Raw genomic sequence first — 18,176 nt, 5'->3', positions numbered from 1 at the left:
AGTAGACCTGATATTAACGATAAAATAAAAGGATTTTTAATATGGTCTGATGATCTCATTGAACGATGAATTTAGGCGTATTCTTAGCTGCTCTAGCAATGGGCACACTTGAGCTCTCCGAGGCTGGTGCGGTCGCTGCAATATATGCCGGAGCTTATAGATCATGGTTGCCTTACAGTATTGCCGCACTAGGAGTTGGATTGGTTCTCTTACCCACTTTCGTTCTTGGTAAGTTTCTAACGATTTTCCCTTTACATTATATTCTAATAGCTGGAGCAATCATATTGACTTACTTTGGGTACAGATTACTAAGGAGTGCAAGGAGATATTTTAAGAAAAGGACAGGTTCTCATAAAGAGAAAGAGGGGATAGGAGTGGTGTTTGTGGTAGCGCTCACTGAGGCCTTTGAAGATGCTCTTGTAGTGCTTGCTCTAATTCCTCAAAGTTACACATCTACACTAGCCGGTACTGCAATCTCAGCGATACTGGTCCTCAGCCTTACAGCGCTTCTCAAAAGTCAGATCTCTAGGATAAGGCTACCTCAATTAAAGTTCTTCCTTTCCTCACTTCTTTTTTCTCTAGCTACTTTGTGGATTCTTGAGGTGTTCGTTAACATAACTGACCTAGTCGTAATACCTTTATTTGCGGTCTACGTTATCGTGAATTACGTTTTAATCCGTATCTAGCTTTATCCTATAAGAGATCGTAGTAGAAAGATGTAACACGATAGGGAGAATTGTTTTTATAATAAAAATAAAATCGTCGTAACATGATATAACTAATACTAAAACTTGATCAGAATTTTTAAGCTAAACATCTAGATCAATTCGAATGAAATGGGATAGAGGATTTTACAACCTAATCGGGGCTTCAGTGCTTTGGGGAACAATCGGTGTTATAGTCCAGGAATCCTATAAAGTAGGCGCAACTTCTTTAGGTATCGTGTTATTTAGAACCGTCTTTTCATCAATAATAACCATACCTTACTTCACCAGAAGGATCTTCTCTTGGAAATCAATAATCATGGGATTAATATCTGGTATTTTCTATGAAATATATACTTATACTATAATTTTAGACGGTGCTCCTCTGTCCTCTTTTCTTCTTTATACATCTCCCCTGTTTGTAATAATTTTCTCTTATCTTTTATTTAAGGAGAAAATTACCTTAGTGAAGTTTATTGGATCGGCCTTAGTGATCGTTGCGCTCTATCTGAACTACCTAGGAACTCCCACACTCTTAGAACTAGTGTGGGGAATCTTATCAGGGATTACCTACGCCATCTTGATCTCCTTCTCAAAGTACCTACAGATGCACGGATTCTCAGGTTGGGAAGTTCTATCGTCACAGTCTCTCTGGTCTATGCTTCCAACGTCGATGTCAATTTTATTTCTTAATAAGGTCCATTTGTTACCATCGGCTTTAGGTGGAGTGTACATGGCAATCTTTGGGACGATAATCCCTTACTATCTGTTTTATAAGGGAATAAAAACCTTTGATTCGACAGTAGCTACGATAATCTCATCCTTAGAACCTGTTACAACCACAATTCTAGCGTACTTTTTCCTCAACCAAACCTTAACCACGTTTCAAATTATTGGAGCTACAATTATTATTATTAGCTCATTGTGGTTGGGTATATTAACCTGATTAGAGTCTATCCCTAAAATTTTAGCCTCTCTCCTTTTAATCAATATGTTCCGTGAGATTAGAGATGAAGAACGCTATAGAGCCTTGGGGTGTAAACGTACCTTTCATCTATTCAGCTTTACTTTATTGGACTTTAGGCGCAGTCCAGATCTTATTGAAGGGAGCTCTTCATCCGTTGTTTATGATGGATGGTAGCTATCTATTCTACGTTGGAATGCTGTACAGACTTTTCTCGCCCGCAAAAAGATACGTTCCCGGTCACTTGACAAGCTTGATTTTACTTCTAACTCTCAATACGATCTTGATAGGAATTGGAATGCTAGTTGTATCAATTACCCTCACCCTAGCTATTTTTGATGTTAAGAGATATGGGTCGAAGTTTCCGGTTAACTACCTTGTTATCTTATCTCCTTTTTCAGGAGCGTTCTCCTGGTTACTGTTTTATCTCACTAATGATTACTATTACCTGGAGATCCCTCTTTTACTTTACATACTTGGAGTCAATGTAGGCGTTTTCATGGCAACTCTAAACGGAAGGCCTTTATTTGGAATGAAACAACTTGCCATAATCCTACCGATTTTTCTAGGATATGTATATCCAATCCTAATTAATATAATCACCATTATCTATCCGCTGTTTATAATCAGGGTTAGGACATTCAGATCTAAGGGAAGCTTAACAACTCTTTCAGCGACGCTGGCACTAGTTTCAATCGTTGTATCTGCGTCTCTAGGCTTGATTTTAGGAGGACTCTACTTTTTACACTCTTTCACAGTAGGCGTAATGAGCGTACTCCTCTTCAGTTGCTCCACATATGCCCTAGCCAGATATAATTATAGATTTGAATGGATTATTTCTATCCTTCTTTTATTGGATCTGATCTCATTTTCCGGTATACCGTGGATATTGGCAGTGGGAATTTACGTTTTCCTTATAAGGGAATCTCTAGGCATCTTCGGTATAAAGCACGGTATATCATCTAGGTTCGTCAAAGACCAAGGAGGCTCTTTATGATCCCAAAAGCTGCGAGAGATGCAACTATTGCGAGTATAGGAGACGTTAACCAGCCTTTGGCCACTTGCGTTAACTGATTCTTTACATCGTGTCCGAAACTCCTAAAGCTGAGACCTAAAACCCCGCCCATTATAGTTTGAGTTATGGAGATTGGAACCCCTAACAGTGTGAACACCTCGGAGATTATGTCCCCTCCGATGAGAGCTGAAGTTGCACTGAGGTAGCCCATTCTAGTTAATCTAAAACCTACTACTATCGAAGCCTTTTTTGAACTGAAATATATTCCAAGAGATGCTGCTAACCCGTATAGAGGATACACAATGTATACTGGTTCAGATAGCAATCCAGCAGACGCTATTATACCCACAGCGTTGGCTCCCGTTACGAAAGATGTAAAGACAGCCGAAGAAATTATTAAATATTTATATATTTTCATTTCCTTTATTATCTTCTTTTCTTTAGAAGTTATTTTAATTAAAGCATAATAGAATATTATTGCTGAGATTATGGCCAGAAATGGAGAGAAAAACCATGAGGAAACTGTAAACCAGAACTTACTCCAATCTAGCGTTAACTTACTAGATGAGATTAGGACAAGGATTGCTAAAGAGGGATAAATCATTTGACTTAACGATGAAGGAATACCAGACTTATTCAGATAATAAAACGATATGACTGAGGCGAATAAAACTGAGAGAACTGCAACACTTAAATAGGTTTGGTTACCGTTAATCGTCCCGTGAATACTTCCCTGAAGGGATAAACCACCTATAGATACCCCCAGAAACATGCTTAACGAGCTAATTAAATAAGAGAACTTCCTCCTCAAAGCATTAGTAGAAACTAGAATTCCTAGAGAAGTTGCAGAGTTATTCCCACCTACTACAAAAGAAGAAATCAGACCAATAAGAAAAAGCGTAATATCTAACAAGCTCATTTATTACTCTGTCCTTGCTGATTTTTGAGTCTGAGGATATTATAAGTTATTATCCATCTCAAATAGTCACTTCTAGACCGGATATTCCTCCTTTTCATATCTTGATCAATCTTCTCTAGCAGATCAGGATCTATCTTGAAGGTGACCGTTTTCGTCTCTTTTCTCTCATCGATGTCTAGAACAATTTCATCCGCTGAATTTAGGTCCCTTAAAACCCCCATTGCAATCATTAATTCATGTAACGATCAATACATAAACCTTTCTAGTCACTTGTCTTTTGTATAATTTAAATAGTACTAGGTTCTCATTGATAGATACATTTCATCTTCAATCGATAGTAACCTGAATGATGTTCATATAGAATACTCTATTATACGGATAAAAATTAAAATCAGATATGTTAATGACAGTTCTTTTCTAATTTAGACCGTGAGCTAGCTTACGATAAGGTCCTACTGTCATAGGGAACGTATAAAATTGTTGTAAGTCACTTATAAAATAATGATACTATATTTGAGGGATGAATTTCATCAAAGATACACATCGAGTATGCGTTAGGTCTTATTCTAGATAGGACATCCTTAATCTTTTCGCAGTAGGGTGAGTTCTGGCTTGTAACCGCTATAACTCTAGATATTGAAACAGGTAACGCTACGTTTAGAGTAGCCTCTATACTGGACAACATCTTTACAGGCAGGACTAGTCTTTTGTCGTAACCTTGTTTCTCAATGGTCTCCCTAACGTATTCGGTGACCTGAGCTCTGGTCATGATTATCACATAATTACTTTATGAAGTATTACTTTTAAACTTTTCTTAGATAGGAGATCTAAATTCTAGAAGAATAACATGCCATTTTCTATTATGTGGCATGATATTTTGTCTATATAACTCTTAATGAGAATCATCATATGAATTGTTAATCTCTCAGAGAAGACTTAACGTGATCCTGGGATAAGACCACGTTGCAGGTTAATTAGATATGAGAAAAAGACTTAAATGTTTACAAGAAAACATGTAATCATGCCTAATGAAAACAATGAAGATAAAGTGAAGGATGACAAACAAAACAGAACCGTAACAATAAGAGGAGTGGACTCCAAGCTTTATGAAAGACTAGTAAACGTGGCTAGGGACACAGGAAGAACGGTTGGAGAGATAACTAACCAGGCTATTAGTAATTTCTTAACTCTGGTTTCGGAAGCCGAGATGATAACCTATAACGTAAAGGACGGCATAAAAAGTACTGGGAAAGCCTTCTTAGAGGGGATCAACGAGAGCAAAAAAGATGTAATAGTTGTTTCAAACATAGGAGAGGTGACCGTCTTCAAGTTGGAGATGATCTCTGCCAAGAAACCTGTTTCTTTTAGAAATATAGGGAAGCTAATCCTTCCTGACTTGGATGAGGAGACTTTAGAGCACTACGTTGACTCCATAATATCTGTGGATGAACTAGTTATACCACCTTCAATAAATAAACTTACGCTAATGAGGAAAACAAAGTTTGTAAAAAGGATATCTACACCTAGCTAATCAAAATCTTGATTTTTTTAAGCTTTAAGTGTTGCGTATAGGGTTTCTATGCTCAACGTTGCCTCTTCCATGTAGTCTAGTATATCGTCCATAAAGATTATCACATCCTTTATCTGAAGGACACTAATCACATCTGCAACGCTCTCGGAATCGTAAAGCCTTTGAATCAACATGTCCTTTACGTCATCTCCGTTTCTCTCCATTAACTGAATTTCCTTACCTATCCTTATAGCCTCTTTCATATCTGTCTTCATCAGCGACACCATACTTATTAACCTCTCCCCAGCCTCAGTTATTGTAGTAAGATATGTCAGCAAACCGTCGCCCAAGGTCTTAGTCAGAACCTCGTTTGGCTTTCTGGAAGATATTGCCCTACTCGAATCCTTAACTGCCTTCATCGTGTTATAGAGGGCCTGATTTAGCATCATCATGGACTCTTTAAAGTCTGGGAGGAACGCCTCACCGTAAAGCATTGAGACTATTTCCTCTCTAATCATTGCTACCCTTTCGTAGATAGACTTTATCCTTATGGTTTCTGCTGTCACTCCCTCTCTATCTCCTTTAATCTGCTTCTTAACTAGTTCATCTAGCCTGGATATAGCCTCGTTTATAGCTTTAGCTATTTCTACTATCTTGCTAAAAATAATATCTTCTTTATTTATAGTGAGCTTGAACATCTAGCTAACTATCTGACTTAAGCAGTATAAAAATAATTATCTCTCATCTATAGGAACGTATTTTTTCCCTAAATCGCCTACATAGATTGCCTTAGGCCTTATGAGCTTGTTATCCTTGAGGTACTCGTCTACATGAGCGGACCAGCCTATCACTCTAGCCGAGGCAAATATGGTAGGGAACAAATCTAGATCAAAGCCCAGGAAGTGAAACAGAAGTCCCGAGTAAAAGTCCACGTTGGGATATATTCCTCTCTTACCTAGGATTCGGATCCCTATTTCCTCCACCTTTGTTGCTATATCGAACAGTCTCTGAGTTTCTTCATCCTTAGAAACTTTGGATAAGTAATCCTTGATTATCTTGGCCCTAGGGTCTAAACTCTTATATATCCTGTGCCCAAAACCCATGAGCCTCTGGCCTGAACTGAGCCTATTCAACACGTATTTTTCAACGTTTTCCTGGCTTCCAATTTCCATGAATTGCCTCAAAGCCTCAGAGTTAGCTCCTCCGTGAAGAGGGCCCTTCAAAGCTGATATTCCTGCTACTATAGAGGAGTAAATATCTGAGAGAGTTGATGCCACTACTAGACAAGCCATAGTTGAAGCGTTCATCTCGTGATCTATGTGAAGCATCAAGCCTACGTCAAGCATTCTAGATCTTTCACGACTGGGCTTTGAGCCATGAAGCATGTAAAGGAAATTCTCCGAATGTGATAAGGAGGGATCCGGTTCTATCACATCTAGGTTTGCTCTAGTTCTCTGTATACTCGATATTATTGTAGGTATCTTAGCCGTTATCTTCATTGATTTGGTTATTAGCTCTCCATCATCTTTATCTTCAAGGCCCATCATGCTAACTGACGTTCTAAGGACGTCCATAGGGTTCGCAGTCTTAGCCGTCCTCTTAACTAGAGAGGCTATCTCATCGGAGATGGACCTTTCCTCTGCTAGCCTAGACTTAAAATCGTCCAACTCATGTCTAGTCGGAAGCTTACCATACCAAATTAAGTAAGCCACCTCTTCAAAGTTAGAGAAACTGGCCAAATCGAATATTGAATATCCTCTATAGTATAGCCTTCCTAACTCACCGTCGATGAAAGTTATGGACGTTTCCTTAATGGCTATGTCCTCAAGCCCCTTCCTTAACTCCAAGTCTTAGATCCCTTAATTTATTCAGAGCTAAGGCTTTATCTTTTTTCTCTAGCTTGGCTATTGTAACAAAGTCCTCTAACGTTTGGATCACCTCAAAGGCTATCTCTCTATTCACGGGGAACGGTATCCCATCCTTTCCGCCTATAGCGTAAGCGTATTTGAAAGGATCATAAGGGGCGTTTACTGGATCCTCATAAGAGGGAGGTTCTCTATAGATCAGATCAGATATGAGACTTAGGGCCCTCATAGTTGAGGGACCTACTCCTAGAAGGAGGGCATCCTCTAGATCTGACGGAGACCCCTGTTGGACCTCATAAATCACCTTGACTATTCTCTTCACATCTACTGGTCTCATGTAAACGAGCTTAGCTTCTGATGAAATGGCCCCTATAGTTCCAGTGCCCATCCAAGACTCCAAGGACTGTCCTTTCAGGATAGCCATAGAACGTAAATAGTCCCTTTCGAGCTTCTGTGGATTCTCCCTTAATAAGTCCATTATAGTTCTCTTCGCATTCACTGATGCGTGAACATTAAGTACCGCTTTACTTTTGACCCCTGCTAAAGCCTCCCGTTCTTGATTTACCGGATCGTTCACAGATTTCCAATGATACCTCCTAGCGAACCTGGTTTGCGGATTCATGCCTTGCTGAATCACGATCCATCTACCGCTTTCGGAAACTAGAAGGGAGTGATGATATAGCTCGTGACCGTCTTGAAGTAACGTCGTATCAACTTTTGCTATCAACTTACTTATCCTAGCCAGCCTCTTTACGTTCAAGTCAAACCTGGAAGGTAAGCTCTCAAGTTCTTTAGGAACGTTTAAAGAACTCTTACCCTTCCCACCAGTGATGGCCAGTCCGTCGTCCTTAGGATTAACTACCTCCTTAAGGATGCCCAAAGTCACTGTAGTTGAACCTGATGAGTCCCAGTCCATACCTATAACGTTGTTAAAGCCCTGAAACCATAGAGGATTTGATAATTTCTCAAGTATTTTATCTGGACCCCACTCTAAAATCATCACGTCTAAGATAGCCCTAGATAACCTCCTCATTATGGGGATCAGCCAATTTGGGACCTTTCCGTAGTGTAGCGGTAGGTCGCTTATCCCTATTATTTCCATAGAAATATTTACCTCATAATATAGTTAAAAATTATGATCATAGGCGCAGTATCAGATATCCATTCACCTAGATATCTTAACGATTTCCTTAGAGCAGTCAGATACGTCCCGGAGCTTCCTCTTTTCATCATAGCTGGAGATTCCGTTGATAAGGGGAAGGTGATTCATTTCGATCCTATCTATAAGCTGTTAGCCACTAAGAGGACTGTCGCGGTCTTTGGGAACGAAGACTTCAGAGAAGTTAGAGAAGACTTCAAAAGATTATATCCAAAAGTAGAATGGCTTGAAGATAACTTCACGTTAATCAAACTAAACGAAATTAGTCTCCACATTGTGGGTAGCGAGGGATTGATATCCAGACCTACCAAGTGGCAACTTAAATCTGGTATCAATATGCAATATTATATGGAAAGAAAACAAAATCTAGAAAAGCTATTATGTGAAAGTGAGGGCGATGTCACAGTACTCGTTACTCATTACTCCCCTACATACGAAACGCTCAGGGGTGAGAGGAGTTGGGCCTATCCTGAACTAGGTTATCCCTTTCTAGAGGAGGCTAAGTGCAAACCCGATATCGCGATCCATGGACACGCCCATAAATCAGTTGTTACTTTTGCTGAGATTAGTGGTGTTAGAGTTTACAACGTTGCACTCCCGGCTAACAAGGCCATAACACTGATTAAAATTGATAAGAAATGAGGGGAAGAGACTAGTTACTAAAAAAAATTAAACTCTTTGGTCTGAGGGTAGCTCCTCGTACTTCTTGAACATCAAATACCATGCTTTAGAGTTAGGAAGTTTCATCCTCATCTCGGCTTCCATTAGTGTAGTTGGAGCCCCAACGACCACTTCCTTACCTGGTTCCCAGTTAACTGGAGTGGATACCTTTGCCTTATAGGACACTATAAGTGCCTTAGTTATTCTAATTAACTCTTGCATGTTCCTTCCAGCTTCTATCGGATATAATGCCATGAATCTAATTGTGCCCTGTGGATCTACTATGAAAACGCCTCTTACGGTAAGTCCAGAGCCTTCTTCTATTAAGTCAAGGAGCCTAGCGATCTTCTTATCAGGATCTGCTATTACAGGGAAAGGTATCTTGACACCGTACCTCTGTTCAATGTCAGTTAGCCAAGCTATATGAGAATAAATGCTGTCCACGCTGAGGCCAACTAGCTGAACCCCAAGCTTCTCGAACTCTGAATAGTTCTTTGCAAACTCTACAAACTCAGTCGTACAAACTGGGGTGAAGTCCGCAGGATGAGCGAATAGAAACAACCACTTGCCTTTTCCAAACACGTCCTTGTAGAAGTCTATCGGACCTGCTGTAGTCATAACCTGAACGTCTGGGAACTTCTGATACGTTTTCACCACTTTTTGACACCTGTTTACTCATGAGCTTGGTAAGTTATAGTGTTATCGCTACTATTTGAGAATTATAACTTTTATTAAGTACTAGTTGTCTTAGATCTTTGATAAGTTACTATTCCCTCTTTCTTAATCACCTGGACAACCACCTTTGAGACCCATTCTATAACCGGTCCTCTAACACCCAACCAACGTAAAAACCTGTAGAACAAAGGTATCTTTAAAGCAGCACCGGCAGCGAGAGGATGGCCTCCCCCTCCTAAACTAACTGCAAACCTCCTAATATCTATCCTGTTACTCCTGAAAGATATTGCCTTACCGTTAGCAGAGACGAATATGTCAGCTCCAGTCCTGGTCATAAGGTACTGAGATGCGTAGCTAATGTCAGGGGGACCTTTCCACCTTATTGCCACCACGATCTTCACGCCATCCAGTTCTGTAACCTTAACGTACTTCCATATCCTCTGATACCCCTTGAGTTCCTCGTTTATCTTAGCCTCTAGTATCTTCTGAAACTCATCGTTCCAAAGAACACCTGCAAAGAAAGTCTCTAAAATCCTTTTTTTCCATTCGTAACTTCTTTCGTTCTCCACAACTCGTCTTAGTTTCTCACCTAGAGGATCGTCATGGAGCCAAATGTCTACGGAACAGTCTGCGGATGCCAGCTTTGCGGACACTTCGTCATTTGGATTCATCACTTTATGGACTACACCAGCTCCACAGGTGGATACGTCATGATGGACCTCAACGCCAACTTCTCTAAGCTTAGTTTCCCACTCATCTTTCCATACGTGATGATCGAACCACTGTATTGTGGCCCCCTCCTCTTTGAGACGCTTTAGAGATTGCAAAAGGGTTTGAAGAGTCGATTCGTTAAGCCCTAGGTCAGCTATCATAATCCTTGTCACTCCCCTTAGCTCCAATTTACTTAAAAGTTCGTGAACTCTAGTGGGTTCCGTAAACCAAATCTTTGTGGGTAGAGACCCTATTGCTCTTGCGTAGACTGCAGCTGATGCAGTTCCATCAAAGTCGTTATGGACAATAGCGTAATAATCCAAGTTCCTATCAGGATAGTTTTAATTGAAACTCATTTAAAAGCAATACTTTCAGACTTTACTATCTTCCCCTTATATAGAAAGTCAACTTGTCTTAGGGTAGCGTAGTAGTCAAACTCTGTAAGGGTAGATATACCATCCATGGGGAGAACTACATTATACCATCTTAATGCGGCGCTGCCCGCTGTATGCAGGACGCAAACGTTTCCAACAGTCCCTACAATAACTAAAGTATGTATTCCTTTGACGTTGAGATAATAGTCTAAAGACGTACCAAAAAAGCCGTCATACCTTAACTTCTTCACCACATAGTCGTCTCTCTCTGGAGCTAATTCCTCAACTATCTCGGCCCCCCACGTACCTGCAACGGCGTGTTCTCCCCAGATCTTGAACTCTGGATCGTCCTTAAGGTGCCAATCCTGCGTATATATGACTTCACCCCCTTCCTTTCGGGTCAAATCAATTAGCCTCCTTATTGAAGGGATAGTAGATTTAGCTTGAGGTACGTAAAGCTTACCTCTCTCATCTACGAAATCGTTCTGCATATCGATAATTAGTAAGGCAGTTGTCCTAGGATCAAGACGCACTTCCTCGGATATGTTGATTTCAGGCGTTACAAGCTCCTTCTTCATGAGGAAAAGAATCCAAAAATTAGCATATATTTCTTTCACTTAAAGGGGGGCAAAGATTATGACTAAGCTTTGTGTAACTAAACTTCATATCTTAGCGCCACTGCGGGCTCTATCTTTGAGGCTCTGTAAGCCGGAATTAGTCCTGCTAATACGCTAAAGGCTATCGTTATTAGAACCACTTCCACCATGAAATTGGGATCGAACACTGGGGTAATATGAGTACCTGGCCCGAAAGCAGATCCTCCTCCTGATCCCCCACCTCTTGGAGATCCCGCAACCGAGGTCAGCAAGAACCCCATGCCAACTCCCGCTCCAATTCCTGCTATACCCCCTAGAAGCCCCATTAGCACCGCTTCGCCTAAAAATATCGCCATGATTCCTCTCCTTGTGAACCCTATCGCCCTCAAAACCCCTATCTCTCTAGTTCTCTCGACTACGGTAGTAAACATAGTGCTCAAAATCCCTACAAACGCCACAATGAAAGAAGAGGCACCGGCTATGAAAAGAAGACTGCTTACTGCTGAGAGGGAGTTGTTAATCAGGGTCACGAACTGTTCTACTGAGGTTACACTCACTGATCTTCCCAAAGTATTATGAATTTCGTTTACAACAGAGTTAACTTGAGAAACGCTGCTGGCCTCCACTATAAGTCCGCTGTAGTCGTCTCCATAGTATTGAGAGCCAACAATGTTCTGTACAACTAAAGATCTGTCTATATCCGCAAATGCGCTACTAAACTCGTTGAAGCTACCAGTAATTAAGAAGGTCTTCGTGACCTTACCATTCGGAGTGTTAATTTGTACTTCAACGGTCTGACCTGGACCATAAGTAGGCTGACCAGGATATTGAGGATGAGTTATATAATATCCTGCTACAGCTCCATATGAGGAATAAGGTGATGGGTACTGTCCAGTTTCAAGGGTAAGACCTGGGAAGGCCTTCTGAGCCTGAGCAGTATCTATAGACAGAATTACTGTTGGTTCAGGACCGCTCGGGGTTTCTAATGTTGCAGACAACGTATAGAAAGGAACTACAGCCTTCACACCCGGTAATTTAGATATCTGCTGAACAGTGTACGAGGTCACTTGATTTGTACCTGGAGTAACGAAGATATCAGTTGGCGATAAACTTGAGAAGAGCTGATGAGTTAAAACGGCTGAGAAACCTAGCGTAAGCCCAGTGAGTCCTACAACTATAGCGGGACCGATAAGTATGCCAAGTATGGTTAGACTAGTCCTCAACCTCTTAGAGGTGAGCGCTCCAAATGAAAGCCTTAGAGTGTCTTGCAATTTCATCTTCTGAACCTCCTTGACACCAGTAGGACAATTAGAATTATTATAACTATAATCAATATTACAATAATTATTGTAGGAATTAAGAGGACATTTCTATGAAAACTATGTCTAAAATTAGTGAAATTCAAATGTTGAACTGTTGGAACGTAATGTAGAGTGTAACTGATATTATGAGGTTGATAAACTGAGTCGTAATAGGTTATATCTATCCTTATTTCCTGTGAGCTGTTAGCGTGTGAGAAAGGTATAAATATCGTTGAAGAGAAAGGAGTCGGACTGTTGGGCGGGACGCTGCCTATATATGTTGAGTTCCCGTTTACGTACACTGTAACGAAGTTAGCTGTGGCCGTACCTAAATTATTCAAAACCCCGGTGACAGTTAATGTTCCGTTAGAAAAGGTCACAGTAGGCTGTTCGAGTTGTAGATTGATCAACCCTGTAGCTATTAGAGAGAAGTTATACCCTTCTGTTACTACACCTCCCTGAGGTAGTAGATATTGGACCTCAACGCTAAGAGGAATAGGAGTGGTTGACGTTACGGTGGGCAGTATACTTAAAGTAACGCTCTCGGTTTCTCCCGGCTTAAGAGTTCCTATGTTTATGCTGTTCTGTGAAAGCGAGTAGAGAGAAGGGTTACCTATTAACTTCAACTCCAGATTATACAACGGTTCTTGTAAGTTATTTACTAAGTTTATAGTAACGTTATTTAAAGTACTGTAAAATAACTCCTCTGGTTCAACAGAGACGCTAACTATGTCCTGTGAAGGGACGACATTAATGGGAAAAGTGTAGCTAGAGGACTTAGGAAATCCCTCGTAACTATAAGATAGCAGAAGCGTGGCTGGGTAAGTCCCAGGCCCCACTCCTTGTGATGAAATCGAGAAGACCAAAGTTGTGTTCTCTCCAGGCCCCAGATAATTAATGGTCTGGTTAGTGAAGCCAACAACCGTTAAGCCTGTCACTTTGAGTTGAGCCGAAATTGAAGTAAGAGGCTGTGATCCAGGGTTAGTTACTGTTATTGGTAAGCCGATTTGCGTGCCTTGATATATTGTAGGAGTGTCGAATGAAGCTATGAGTTGACTTTGAGGATAGATGTAAACAGGTATGTCAGAGGCTGTCCTAAAAATACCGTAACTTGTGGTGTAAGTGATGATGTATTTTACGTAATGATAGCCCGGAGTTACGTTCGAGGCTAAATTTAAAGTTAAAGAGACCTGGGCGGAGTTTCCTGATGTCCCAGCCGGTCCTATTATTGGGACTATGTAAGAGTTGTATGGGGAGCTCATACCTTGAGGCAAGACAAAGGTAACGTTAACGTTGGAAAGGGAGTAAGGTAAGGGGTTAGTTAGGACGAACGATAGAGGAATCCCAGTCTCACCGGGAGTTGGGAGGACCTGATCGCTTTGAGTTCCCCAACTTGGGTCAGATAGGACTGGAGTTGTGTTATAATAATTTACGTTTACATAAGTTGTCAATACCGTCTGCTGGGTCTGACCAAATATTTGATAAGTCGTTGTGAAGGTTACGGGATAAACACCGGGCGAGATCGATGGCGCCACTTGGAATGTAAAGTTAAACACGCTCACACTCCTAAAGGTATTAGACGTAAAATTAGAGTGTATCAGGTTTAGCTGAGATTGCGGCGTTATAGATAAGACCTGGTAATTATATGTCGAATTTGCTTTAATTAAAATTGAGACTTGAGAGTTTGGCGTCGCCGATGCTGAACTCACATAAAACAAAACGGGTGATTTGGGGTAGATCGTTAACGTCAGAGGTAAATTTAGCAAGGTAACGTTAGCGTTTCCTGTCGTGATGTTGGAGTTAGTTGCATAGTAAGTGTAGCCAAGGTAGTTGGTAAACCTCTCATTATAGTTTAACGAGTAGGTACCCGGGATAGCCTCTTGGGTTACGTTCACCATTTGAGTATCTTGCGAAGATTGCTGAGGGGCTATTGAGGGAACGTTGAACGTCAGGTAGCCCTTTCCGGTACTGCTAAACACTCCAGGTGGGAGAGTTAAATTAACTATCACGTTGTCCATTACGTTATTTGATGGATTTGATACTGTCAGAGTTAAGGGTACCATACCCTGACCAACTATGATTTGACTGGTTGTACCAGACGTTCCCCCCTCAACGTTTATCGGGACAGGGAAGTTGACAGCTGACACGGGCACCTCAAGGGTGAAGCTCTTGCTGAAAGTACATATAAGTCCGTTTATAGTTTCAGAGTAATCGACTGTTAGGGTAACAGGATAATATCCAGGAGATGCAGAGCTAGATACTGAAATATAAAATGATGTCAGATAATATCCGTTCTGTTGTGCCATACCTGCCTGGTTAGTTCCAACTACTTGCAATGGAGAGTTTGACGAGGTCGTGATGGACGCTTCGTAAGGGGTGGCTGAGCCTGTAGCAACAACCTCAACGTAAAATGGAAACTCGGTGTAACCTGGATAAGCGGTAGTGGGAGCAGTTGGACTTCCCCAGCCATATCCATATAGATAAACGTTAGGGCCTGAAGAGCCCATAAAAATCAACGGTGATGAAGTTACCAAGAAGGCAACGATCAAAACAAGTATTTTAGCGTAAATGTTCATACTCGGTTATCCGATATCCGGTTTATAAGACTATTCCATATAAACGATTAACACTATTGCACTAAAAAATTAAAAACTTTCATAGTATAAAAATAAGTAATTCAAAGTATGATTCCTGTAAAGAGCTAATAGAAAACTAACTTTAGTTTTGGAATATCTTTTTAAATACTGGATTAAAGCTGGAACTCATGGAAGTAATAAAGCTTGAAAACGTGAGTAAAATTTACGGGACGAAGGTAAAGGTAGTGGCTCTGGATAACATTAGCTTTAGCATTGAGGAGGGAGAATTCACATCGATCATAGGCCCCTCAGGAAGCGGTAAGACTACATTGCTAACGCTTATGGGTACTCTAGCGAAACCCACTTATGGAAAGATTTACGTTTACGGAAAGGATGTAACTACGCTTAACGATGATGAGTTATCTAAGATAAGGAACTCGTACATAGGTTTCGTATTTCAAAGCTACAACCTGATAGAAAGGTTACCTGCGATAGAGAACGTAGAGCTCCCATTAGTCGCCAGGGGTTTATCAAAGAGGGAGAGGAGGGAGAAAGCTCTAGACGTACTTACTAGGCTGGGGCTAGGCGAGCTAGCTTATAAGAAGCCTACCGAACTCTCAGGAGGGCAGCAGCAGAGGGTCGCCATAGCAAGGGCGTTGGTTCAGGAACCTAAGCTCATCCTAGCTGATGAGCCTACTGCGAACCTGGATACTAAAAGCGGCGAAGTAGTTTTAGAGACGTTTATGCGTGCTAATAAGGATTTTGGGACCACAGTGGTCATCATTACACATGACCCTGACGTCGCCTCTCTTGCTAGAAAGAAAATCCACATAAGGGACGGTAAGATCGAAAAGATAGAGTGAGATTTTAATACCATATGGAGCGATACTCCTTTTACCTTAAGGTGAAGTAAGGCTTTAGACTTGAACAAATACTACTTGATACTTGTAATAGGGGGCATCACTTTCGGAACCGCCGCTATCTTCATCAGGCTTTCTGACCTTACGCCAGGGATGATAGCTTTCTTCAGGTTTTTCATAGCAGGGATTATACTTTCCAGAGGTAGAATTAACCTAAGGAAAGTTCTTACCCAATGGAAAACTGGAGCCCTTTTGTCCGCTCACATGATCCTTTTCATAGCTAGCGTCTATCGCACTACCATCATAGACTCCACGGTGCTGGTCTCAACGTCTCCGCTCTTCTCTTTGGTCTTAGCGCCTTTAGCCGGTATAAAGAACTCGAGGAAGGACGTAATAGCGGGTGTTGTAGCTTTTGTAGGGGTGTTAATAATGAACTTCCCACTTAATGAGGGTTACCTGATAGGGAACGTCTTGGCAATACTTTCAGCCCTAACTATTTCAATGTATACTATTTTGCTATCGAGGGTTAAGGATGAGGACCCGTTGACCCCAGCAGCTTACATTTACCTAATGTCCAGTGTGTTCAGCCTTCCCATAATGATACTTCAAGGTGTTGGGAAAATCAACTTTTACTCTCTACTTTCGCTTGTAGGTCTCATAGTTTTTCCCACTTTAATAGGGCACACATCGGTCGTGTATTCCTCAGGCCACGTAAAACCTCAACACATCGAGGTTATCGGGCTTCTCGAACCCGTAGTGGCGACCGTTCTAGCGTTTCCTATATTTGATCAGATACCTACATTGTTTGAGATGTTAGGAGGTATTGTAATTATACTTTCGATCCTAACCTTATTATGGAACAGGTGGTAGGATCTCGTAGCTGACTGCCTTAAAGGAATCAGTTAGTTTCAGATATATAATCCCTTTAAGACAAGTTAATATTATGGATCCATTAAGTCTAATGTCAACAGGTAACCTAAACCTCGCTTTGATCAAAATTAGAGAACTCATAGCTCAGAATCCGTCTAAGGAGAACTATCAACTCCTAGGGAGGATTTTACTAGAACTTGGGAGAGATGAGGAGGCGATTGAGGCCTTCTTGAAAGGAGACGATTACCTTAACGCCTCAAGGATACTCCTCTTAAGAGACCCTGTTTCTGCCCTTAACGTGTTGAAAGGAAAGGAAGGTGAAGGGTTCAGAGTGTTAAGAGCCATCCTCAACTTTAGGGCAGAAAACTACGAAGAGGCGTTGAAGGAACTGGAGGGAGTCAGGGAAGATCCTATCGTACTTAAAATAAGAGGGATCTCTGAGTACCACACTAAGAGGTTCTATGAAGCGTTAAGGGACCTAAGCAAAGCCATGCTGAGCTATCCTCTAGATGCAGACATTTTTTATTATAGGGGACTAACAAAAATTGCATTAGGTGATGAACAGAACGCCGAGAAGGACTTGGACGTGGCAATAAACCTTAACCCCTATTATGCAGAGGCCTATTTGAACAAAGGGATCCTGACGGAAAATAGGGGAGACATTAACAGAGCGATCGAGCTTTACAGCAAGAGTATAGATCTTAGACCTAACTATAAGGAAGCTTACATAAGGAGATCAAAGGCCTACATGAAAATAGGAAAGGAGAGCGAGGCACGATCAGATATCGAATCCTCAGAGAGGTTATAGCTTAATTTACAACTTTCGCGTAAGTGAAAATTGTGGGTTCCAGCTGAGAGGAGATCGTAATAACAACTTGTACTACGGAACCGTTGATGAAAGTCTCTGAACCGGAAAGTTGAATGGACAACGTTTCGATAGAACCTCCAGACAGTACAAAAACCGAGTCATTATGAAGTCCACCTATTTCCACCCCTTCTATCCTGACTTCTGAAGTCCCCAAATTCTTTAACGTAACGTTAAGAACTGGCTTACCGTCTTGATGATATAACGTTGGAACGCCACTGACAACTACGTTTTGAGACCCGTATTGCTTGAATAGAGTAAAACCCAGGAGAGCTACAGTTAAAGTCAACGTTACAGCCACAACTAGTATGATCAATGCTGTTATAGAGTCAGATAAGGCCCTCCTGTCCCTCATTAGGATGATATGAGGCTTTTTTTCTATATAAGCTTTTCTTTAAAACCGGTCTCATCTTCCCTTCTCGTCAAATTGACTTGGAGGTAAGCGAATAGATAAAGGACCCGTTGGTAAATTGTATGCGAACCCTATTATAGACTATAAAGAGTCGAGTTTCTAATTGGAAAAAGATTGATCTATAAATACTAATCACAAAA

General features: G+C 41.1%; 20 protein-coding genes. 8 read left to right on the top strand and 12 right to left on the bottom strand.

The annotated features are described in order from the left end of the window. The first annotated feature begins 65 nt into the window (after positions 1-65). From MCUP_RS03680 to MCUP_RS03670, 3 genes are all read left to right on the top strand, one after another. On the top strand, positions 66-686 hold the full coding sequence (locus MCUP_RS03680; protein WP_013737327.1) for a membrane protein: 621 nt from the start codon (positions 66-68) through the stop codon (positions 684-686). 145 nt (positions 687-831) lie between these two features. Then, positions 832-1,650: a DMT family transporter gene (locus MCUP_RS03675; RefSeq protein WP_013737326.1), complete on the top strand. Its 819-nt coding sequence runs from the start codon at positions 832-834 to the stop codon at positions 1,648-1,650. Positions 1,651-1,714: 64 nt separating this feature from the next. Next, positions 1,715-2,665, top strand: a complete 951-nt coding sequence (locus MCUP_RS03670; RefSeq protein WP_013737325.1) for a hypothetical protein — start codon at positions 1,715-1,717, stop codon at positions 2,663-2,665. Here the strand turns inward: MCUP_RS03670 and MCUP_RS03665 are convergent. From MCUP_RS03665 to MCUP_RS03655, 3 genes are all read right to left on the bottom strand, one after another. Beyond that, entirely contained in the window at positions 2,640-3,602 is a 963-nt protein-coding gene (locus MCUP_RS03665; RefSeq protein ID WP_013737324.1) for an inorganic phosphate transporter, read from the bottom strand. The two genes, MCUP_RS03670 and MCUP_RS03665, sit on opposite strands and share 26 nt — an antisense overlap. Beyond that, positions 3,599-3,823 carry a ribbon-helix-helix domain-containing protein gene (locus MCUP_RS10225; RefSeq protein WP_013737323.1) on the bottom strand — a complete coding sequence of 75 codons (225 nt, stop codon included), beginning with the start codon at positions 3,821-3,823 and terminating at the stop codon, positions 3,599-3,601. Before MCUP_RS10225 ends, MCUP_RS03665 begins: the two co-directional genes overlap by 4 nt. A gap of 266 nt (positions 3,824-4,089) precedes the next feature. After that, positions 4,090-4,371, bottom strand: a complete 282-nt coding sequence (locus tag MCUP_RS03655; RefSeq protein ID WP_013737322.1) for a hypothetical protein — start codon at positions 4,369-4,371, stop codon at positions 4,090-4,092. Between the two features lie 252 nt (positions 4,372-4,623). On the opposite strand from MCUP_RS03655, the gene MCUP_RS03650 reads away from it, so the two are divergent. Next, the gene (locus MCUP_RS03650; protein WP_013737321.1) at positions 4,624-5,133 is read left to right on the top strand and encodes a ribbon-helix-helix domain-containing protein; all 510 of its coding nucleotides are present in this window, start codon (positions 4,624-4,626) and stop codon (positions 5,131-5,133) included. Positions 5,134-5,150: 17 nt separating this feature from the next. Here the strand turns inward: MCUP_RS03650 and MCUP_RS03645 are convergent, their stop codons facing one another. From MCUP_RS03645 to MCUP_RS03635, 3 genes are read right to left on the bottom strand one after another with little or no spacing between them, the layout of a single operon-like run. Further along, on the bottom strand, positions 5,151-5,810 hold the full coding sequence (locus MCUP_RS03645; RefSeq protein WP_013737320.1) for a DUF47 domain-containing protein: 660 nt from the start codon (positions 5,808-5,810) through the stop codon (positions 5,151-5,153). A gap of 36 nt (positions 5,811-5,846) precedes the next feature. Next, the gene (locus MCUP_RS03640; protein WP_013737319.1) at positions 5,847-6,959 is read right to left on the bottom strand and encodes a citrate synthase/methylcitrate synthase; all 1,113 of its coding nucleotides are present in this window, start codon (positions 6,957-6,959) and stop codon (positions 5,847-5,849) included. Next, the gene (locus tag MCUP_RS03635; RefSeq protein ID WP_013737318.1) at positions 6,937-8,079 is read right to left on the bottom strand and encodes a DUF763 domain-containing protein; all 1,143 of its coding nucleotides are present in this window, start codon (positions 8,077-8,079) and stop codon (positions 6,937-6,939) included. The genes MCUP_RS03640 and MCUP_RS03635 overlap by 23 nt, the downstream gene beginning before the upstream one ends. A gap of 33 nt (positions 8,080-8,112) precedes the next feature. On the opposite strand from MCUP_RS03635, the gene MCUP_RS03630 reads away from it, so the two are divergent. Further along, positions 8,113-8,778, top strand: a complete 666-nt coding sequence (locus MCUP_RS03630) for a metallophosphoesterase family protein (RefSeq protein ID WP_013737317.1) — start codon at positions 8,113-8,115, stop codon at positions 8,776-8,778. Between the two features lie 27 nt (positions 8,779-8,805). Here the strand turns inward: MCUP_RS03630 and MCUP_RS03625 are convergent, their stop codons facing one another. The 5 genes from MCUP_RS03625 to MCUP_RS03605 form a co-directional block, all read right to left on the bottom strand. Next, on the bottom strand, positions 8,806-9,453 hold the full coding sequence (locus tag MCUP_RS03625) for a peroxiredoxin (protein WP_013737316.1): 648 nt from the start codon (positions 9,451-9,453) through the stop codon (positions 8,806-8,808). Positions 9,454-9,527: 74 nt separating this feature from the next. After that, positions 9,528-10,505: a DHH family phosphoesterase gene (locus tag MCUP_RS03620; RefSeq protein WP_013737315.1), complete on the bottom strand. Its 978-nt coding sequence runs from the start codon at positions 10,503-10,505 to the stop codon at positions 9,528-9,530. Between the two features lie 29 nt (positions 10,506-10,534). Beyond that, positions 10,535-11,134, bottom strand: coding sequence for a cysteine hydrolase family protein (locus MCUP_RS03615; protein WP_013737314.1), 600 nt, complete (start codon positions 11,132-11,134; stop codon positions 10,535-10,537). Between the two features lie 77 nt (positions 11,135-11,211). Then, on the bottom strand, positions 11,212-12,429 hold the full coding sequence (locus tag MCUP_RS03610) for an ABC transporter permease (protein ID WP_013737313.1): 1,218 nt from the start codon (positions 12,427-12,429) through the stop codon (positions 11,212-11,214). Next, the gene (locus tag MCUP_RS03605; protein ID WP_148230893.1) at positions 12,426-15,029 is read right to left on the bottom strand and encodes a COG1361 S-layer family protein; all 2,604 of its coding nucleotides are present in this window, start codon (positions 15,027-15,029) and stop codon (positions 12,426-12,428) included. The genes MCUP_RS03610 and MCUP_RS03605 overlap by 4 nt, the downstream gene beginning before the upstream one ends. A gap of 188 nt (positions 15,030-15,217) precedes the next feature. Here MCUP_RS03605 and MCUP_RS03600 point away from each other — a divergent pair, with 188 nt between their 5' ends. From MCUP_RS03600 to MCUP_RS03590, 3 genes are all read left to right on the top strand, one after another. Continuing rightward, a complete protein-coding gene (locus MCUP_RS03600) occupies positions 15,218-15,892 on the top strand; it encodes an ABC transporter ATP-binding protein (protein WP_013737311.1) in 675 nt (224 codons plus the stop codon). A 60-nt stretch (positions 15,893-15,952) separates the two neighbouring features. Next, positions 15,953-16,759 carry a DMT family transporter gene (locus MCUP_RS03595; RefSeq protein WP_013737310.1) on the top strand — a complete coding sequence of 269 codons (807 nt, stop codon included), beginning with the start codon at positions 15,953-15,955 and terminating at the stop codon, positions 16,757-16,759. Positions 16,760-16,832: 73 nt separating this feature from the next. Continuing rightward, the gene (locus MCUP_RS03590; RefSeq protein WP_013737309.1) at positions 16,833-17,567 is read left to right on the top strand and encodes a tetratricopeptide repeat protein; all 735 of its coding nucleotides are present in this window, start codon (positions 16,833-16,835) and stop codon (positions 17,565-17,567) included. A gap of 1 nt (position 17,568) precedes the next feature. Here the strand turns inward: MCUP_RS03590 and MCUP_RS03585 are convergent, their stop codons facing one another. After that, a complete protein-coding gene (locus MCUP_RS03585; protein ID WP_013737308.1) occupies positions 17,569-17,979 on the bottom strand; it encodes a hypothetical protein in 411 nt (136 codons plus the stop codon). Between the last annotated feature and the right edge of the window lie 197 nt (positions 17,980-18,176).

This window comes from Metallosphaera cuprina Ar-4 (assembly GCF_000204925.1).
GTDB classification, from domain to species: domain Archaea; phylum Thermoproteota; class Thermoprotei_A; order Sulfolobales; family Sulfolobaceae; genus Metallosphaera; species Metallosphaera cuprina.
This window is presented reverse-complemented; position numbering and strand designations above follow the sequence as displayed.

Excerpts from the sequence above, each read along its gene's own strand:
- MCUP_RS03630 (WP_013737317.1), top strand. The coding sequence starts at position 8,113 with ATGATCATAGGCGCAGTATCAGATATCCATTCACCTAGATATCTTAAC.
- MCUP_RS03610 (WP_013737313.1), bottom strand. The coding sequence starts at position 12,429 with ATGAAATTGCAAGACACTCTAAGGCTTTCATTTGGAGCGCTCACCTCT.
- MCUP_RS03615 (WP_013737314.1), bottom strand. The coding sequence starts at position 11,134 with ATGAAGAAGGAGCTTGTAACGCCTGAAATCAACATATCCGAGGAAGTG.
- MCUP_RS03680 (WP_013737327.1), top strand. The coding sequence starts at position 66 with ATGAATTTAGGCGTATTCTTAGCTGCTCTAGCAATGGGCACACTTGAG.
- MCUP_RS03585 (WP_013737308.1), bottom strand. The coding sequence starts at position 17,979 with ATGAGGGACAGGAGGGCCTTATCTGACTCTATAACAGCATTGATCATA.
- MCUP_RS03675 (WP_013737326.1), top strand. The coding sequence starts at position 832 with ATGAAATGGGATAGAGGATTTTACAACCTAATCGGGGCTTCAGTGCTT.
- MCUP_RS03645 (WP_013737320.1), bottom strand. The coding sequence starts at position 5,810 with ATGTTCAAGCTCACTATAAATAAAGAAGATATTATTTTTAGCAAGATA.
- MCUP_RS03605 (WP_148230893.1), bottom strand. The coding sequence starts at position 15,029 with ATGAACATTTACGCTAAAATACTTGTTTTGATCGTTGCCTTCTTGGTA.
- MCUP_RS03665 (WP_013737324.1), bottom strand. The coding sequence starts at position 3,602 with ATGAGCTTGTTAGATATTACGCTTTTTCTTATTGGTCTGATTTCTTCT.
- MCUP_RS03670 (WP_013737325.1), top strand. The coding sequence starts at position 1,715 with ATGAAGAACGCTATAGAGCCTTGGGGTGTAAACGTACCTTTCATCTAT.
- MCUP_RS03650 (WP_013737321.1), top strand. The coding sequence starts at position 4,624 with ATGCCTAATGAAAACAATGAAGATAAAGTGAAGGATGACAAACAAAAC.
- MCUP_RS10225 (WP_013737323.1), bottom strand. The coding sequence starts at position 3,823 with ATGGGGGTTTTAAGGGACCTAAATTCAGCGGATGAAATTGTTCTAGAC.
- MCUP_RS03655 (WP_013737322.1), bottom strand. The coding sequence starts at position 4,371 with ATGACCAGAGCTCAGGTCACCGAATACGTTAGGGAGACCATTGAGAAA.
- MCUP_RS03600 (WP_013737311.1), top strand. The coding sequence starts at position 15,218 with ATGGAAGTAATAAAGCTTGAAAACGTGAGTAAAATTTACGGGACGAAG.
- MCUP_RS03590 (WP_013737309.1), top strand. The coding sequence starts at position 16,833 with ATGGATCCATTAAGTCTAATGTCAACAGGTAACCTAAACCTCGCTTTG.
- MCUP_RS03635 (WP_013737318.1), bottom strand. The coding sequence starts at position 8,079 with ATGGAAATAATAGGGATAAGCGACCTACCGCTACACTACGGAAAGGTC.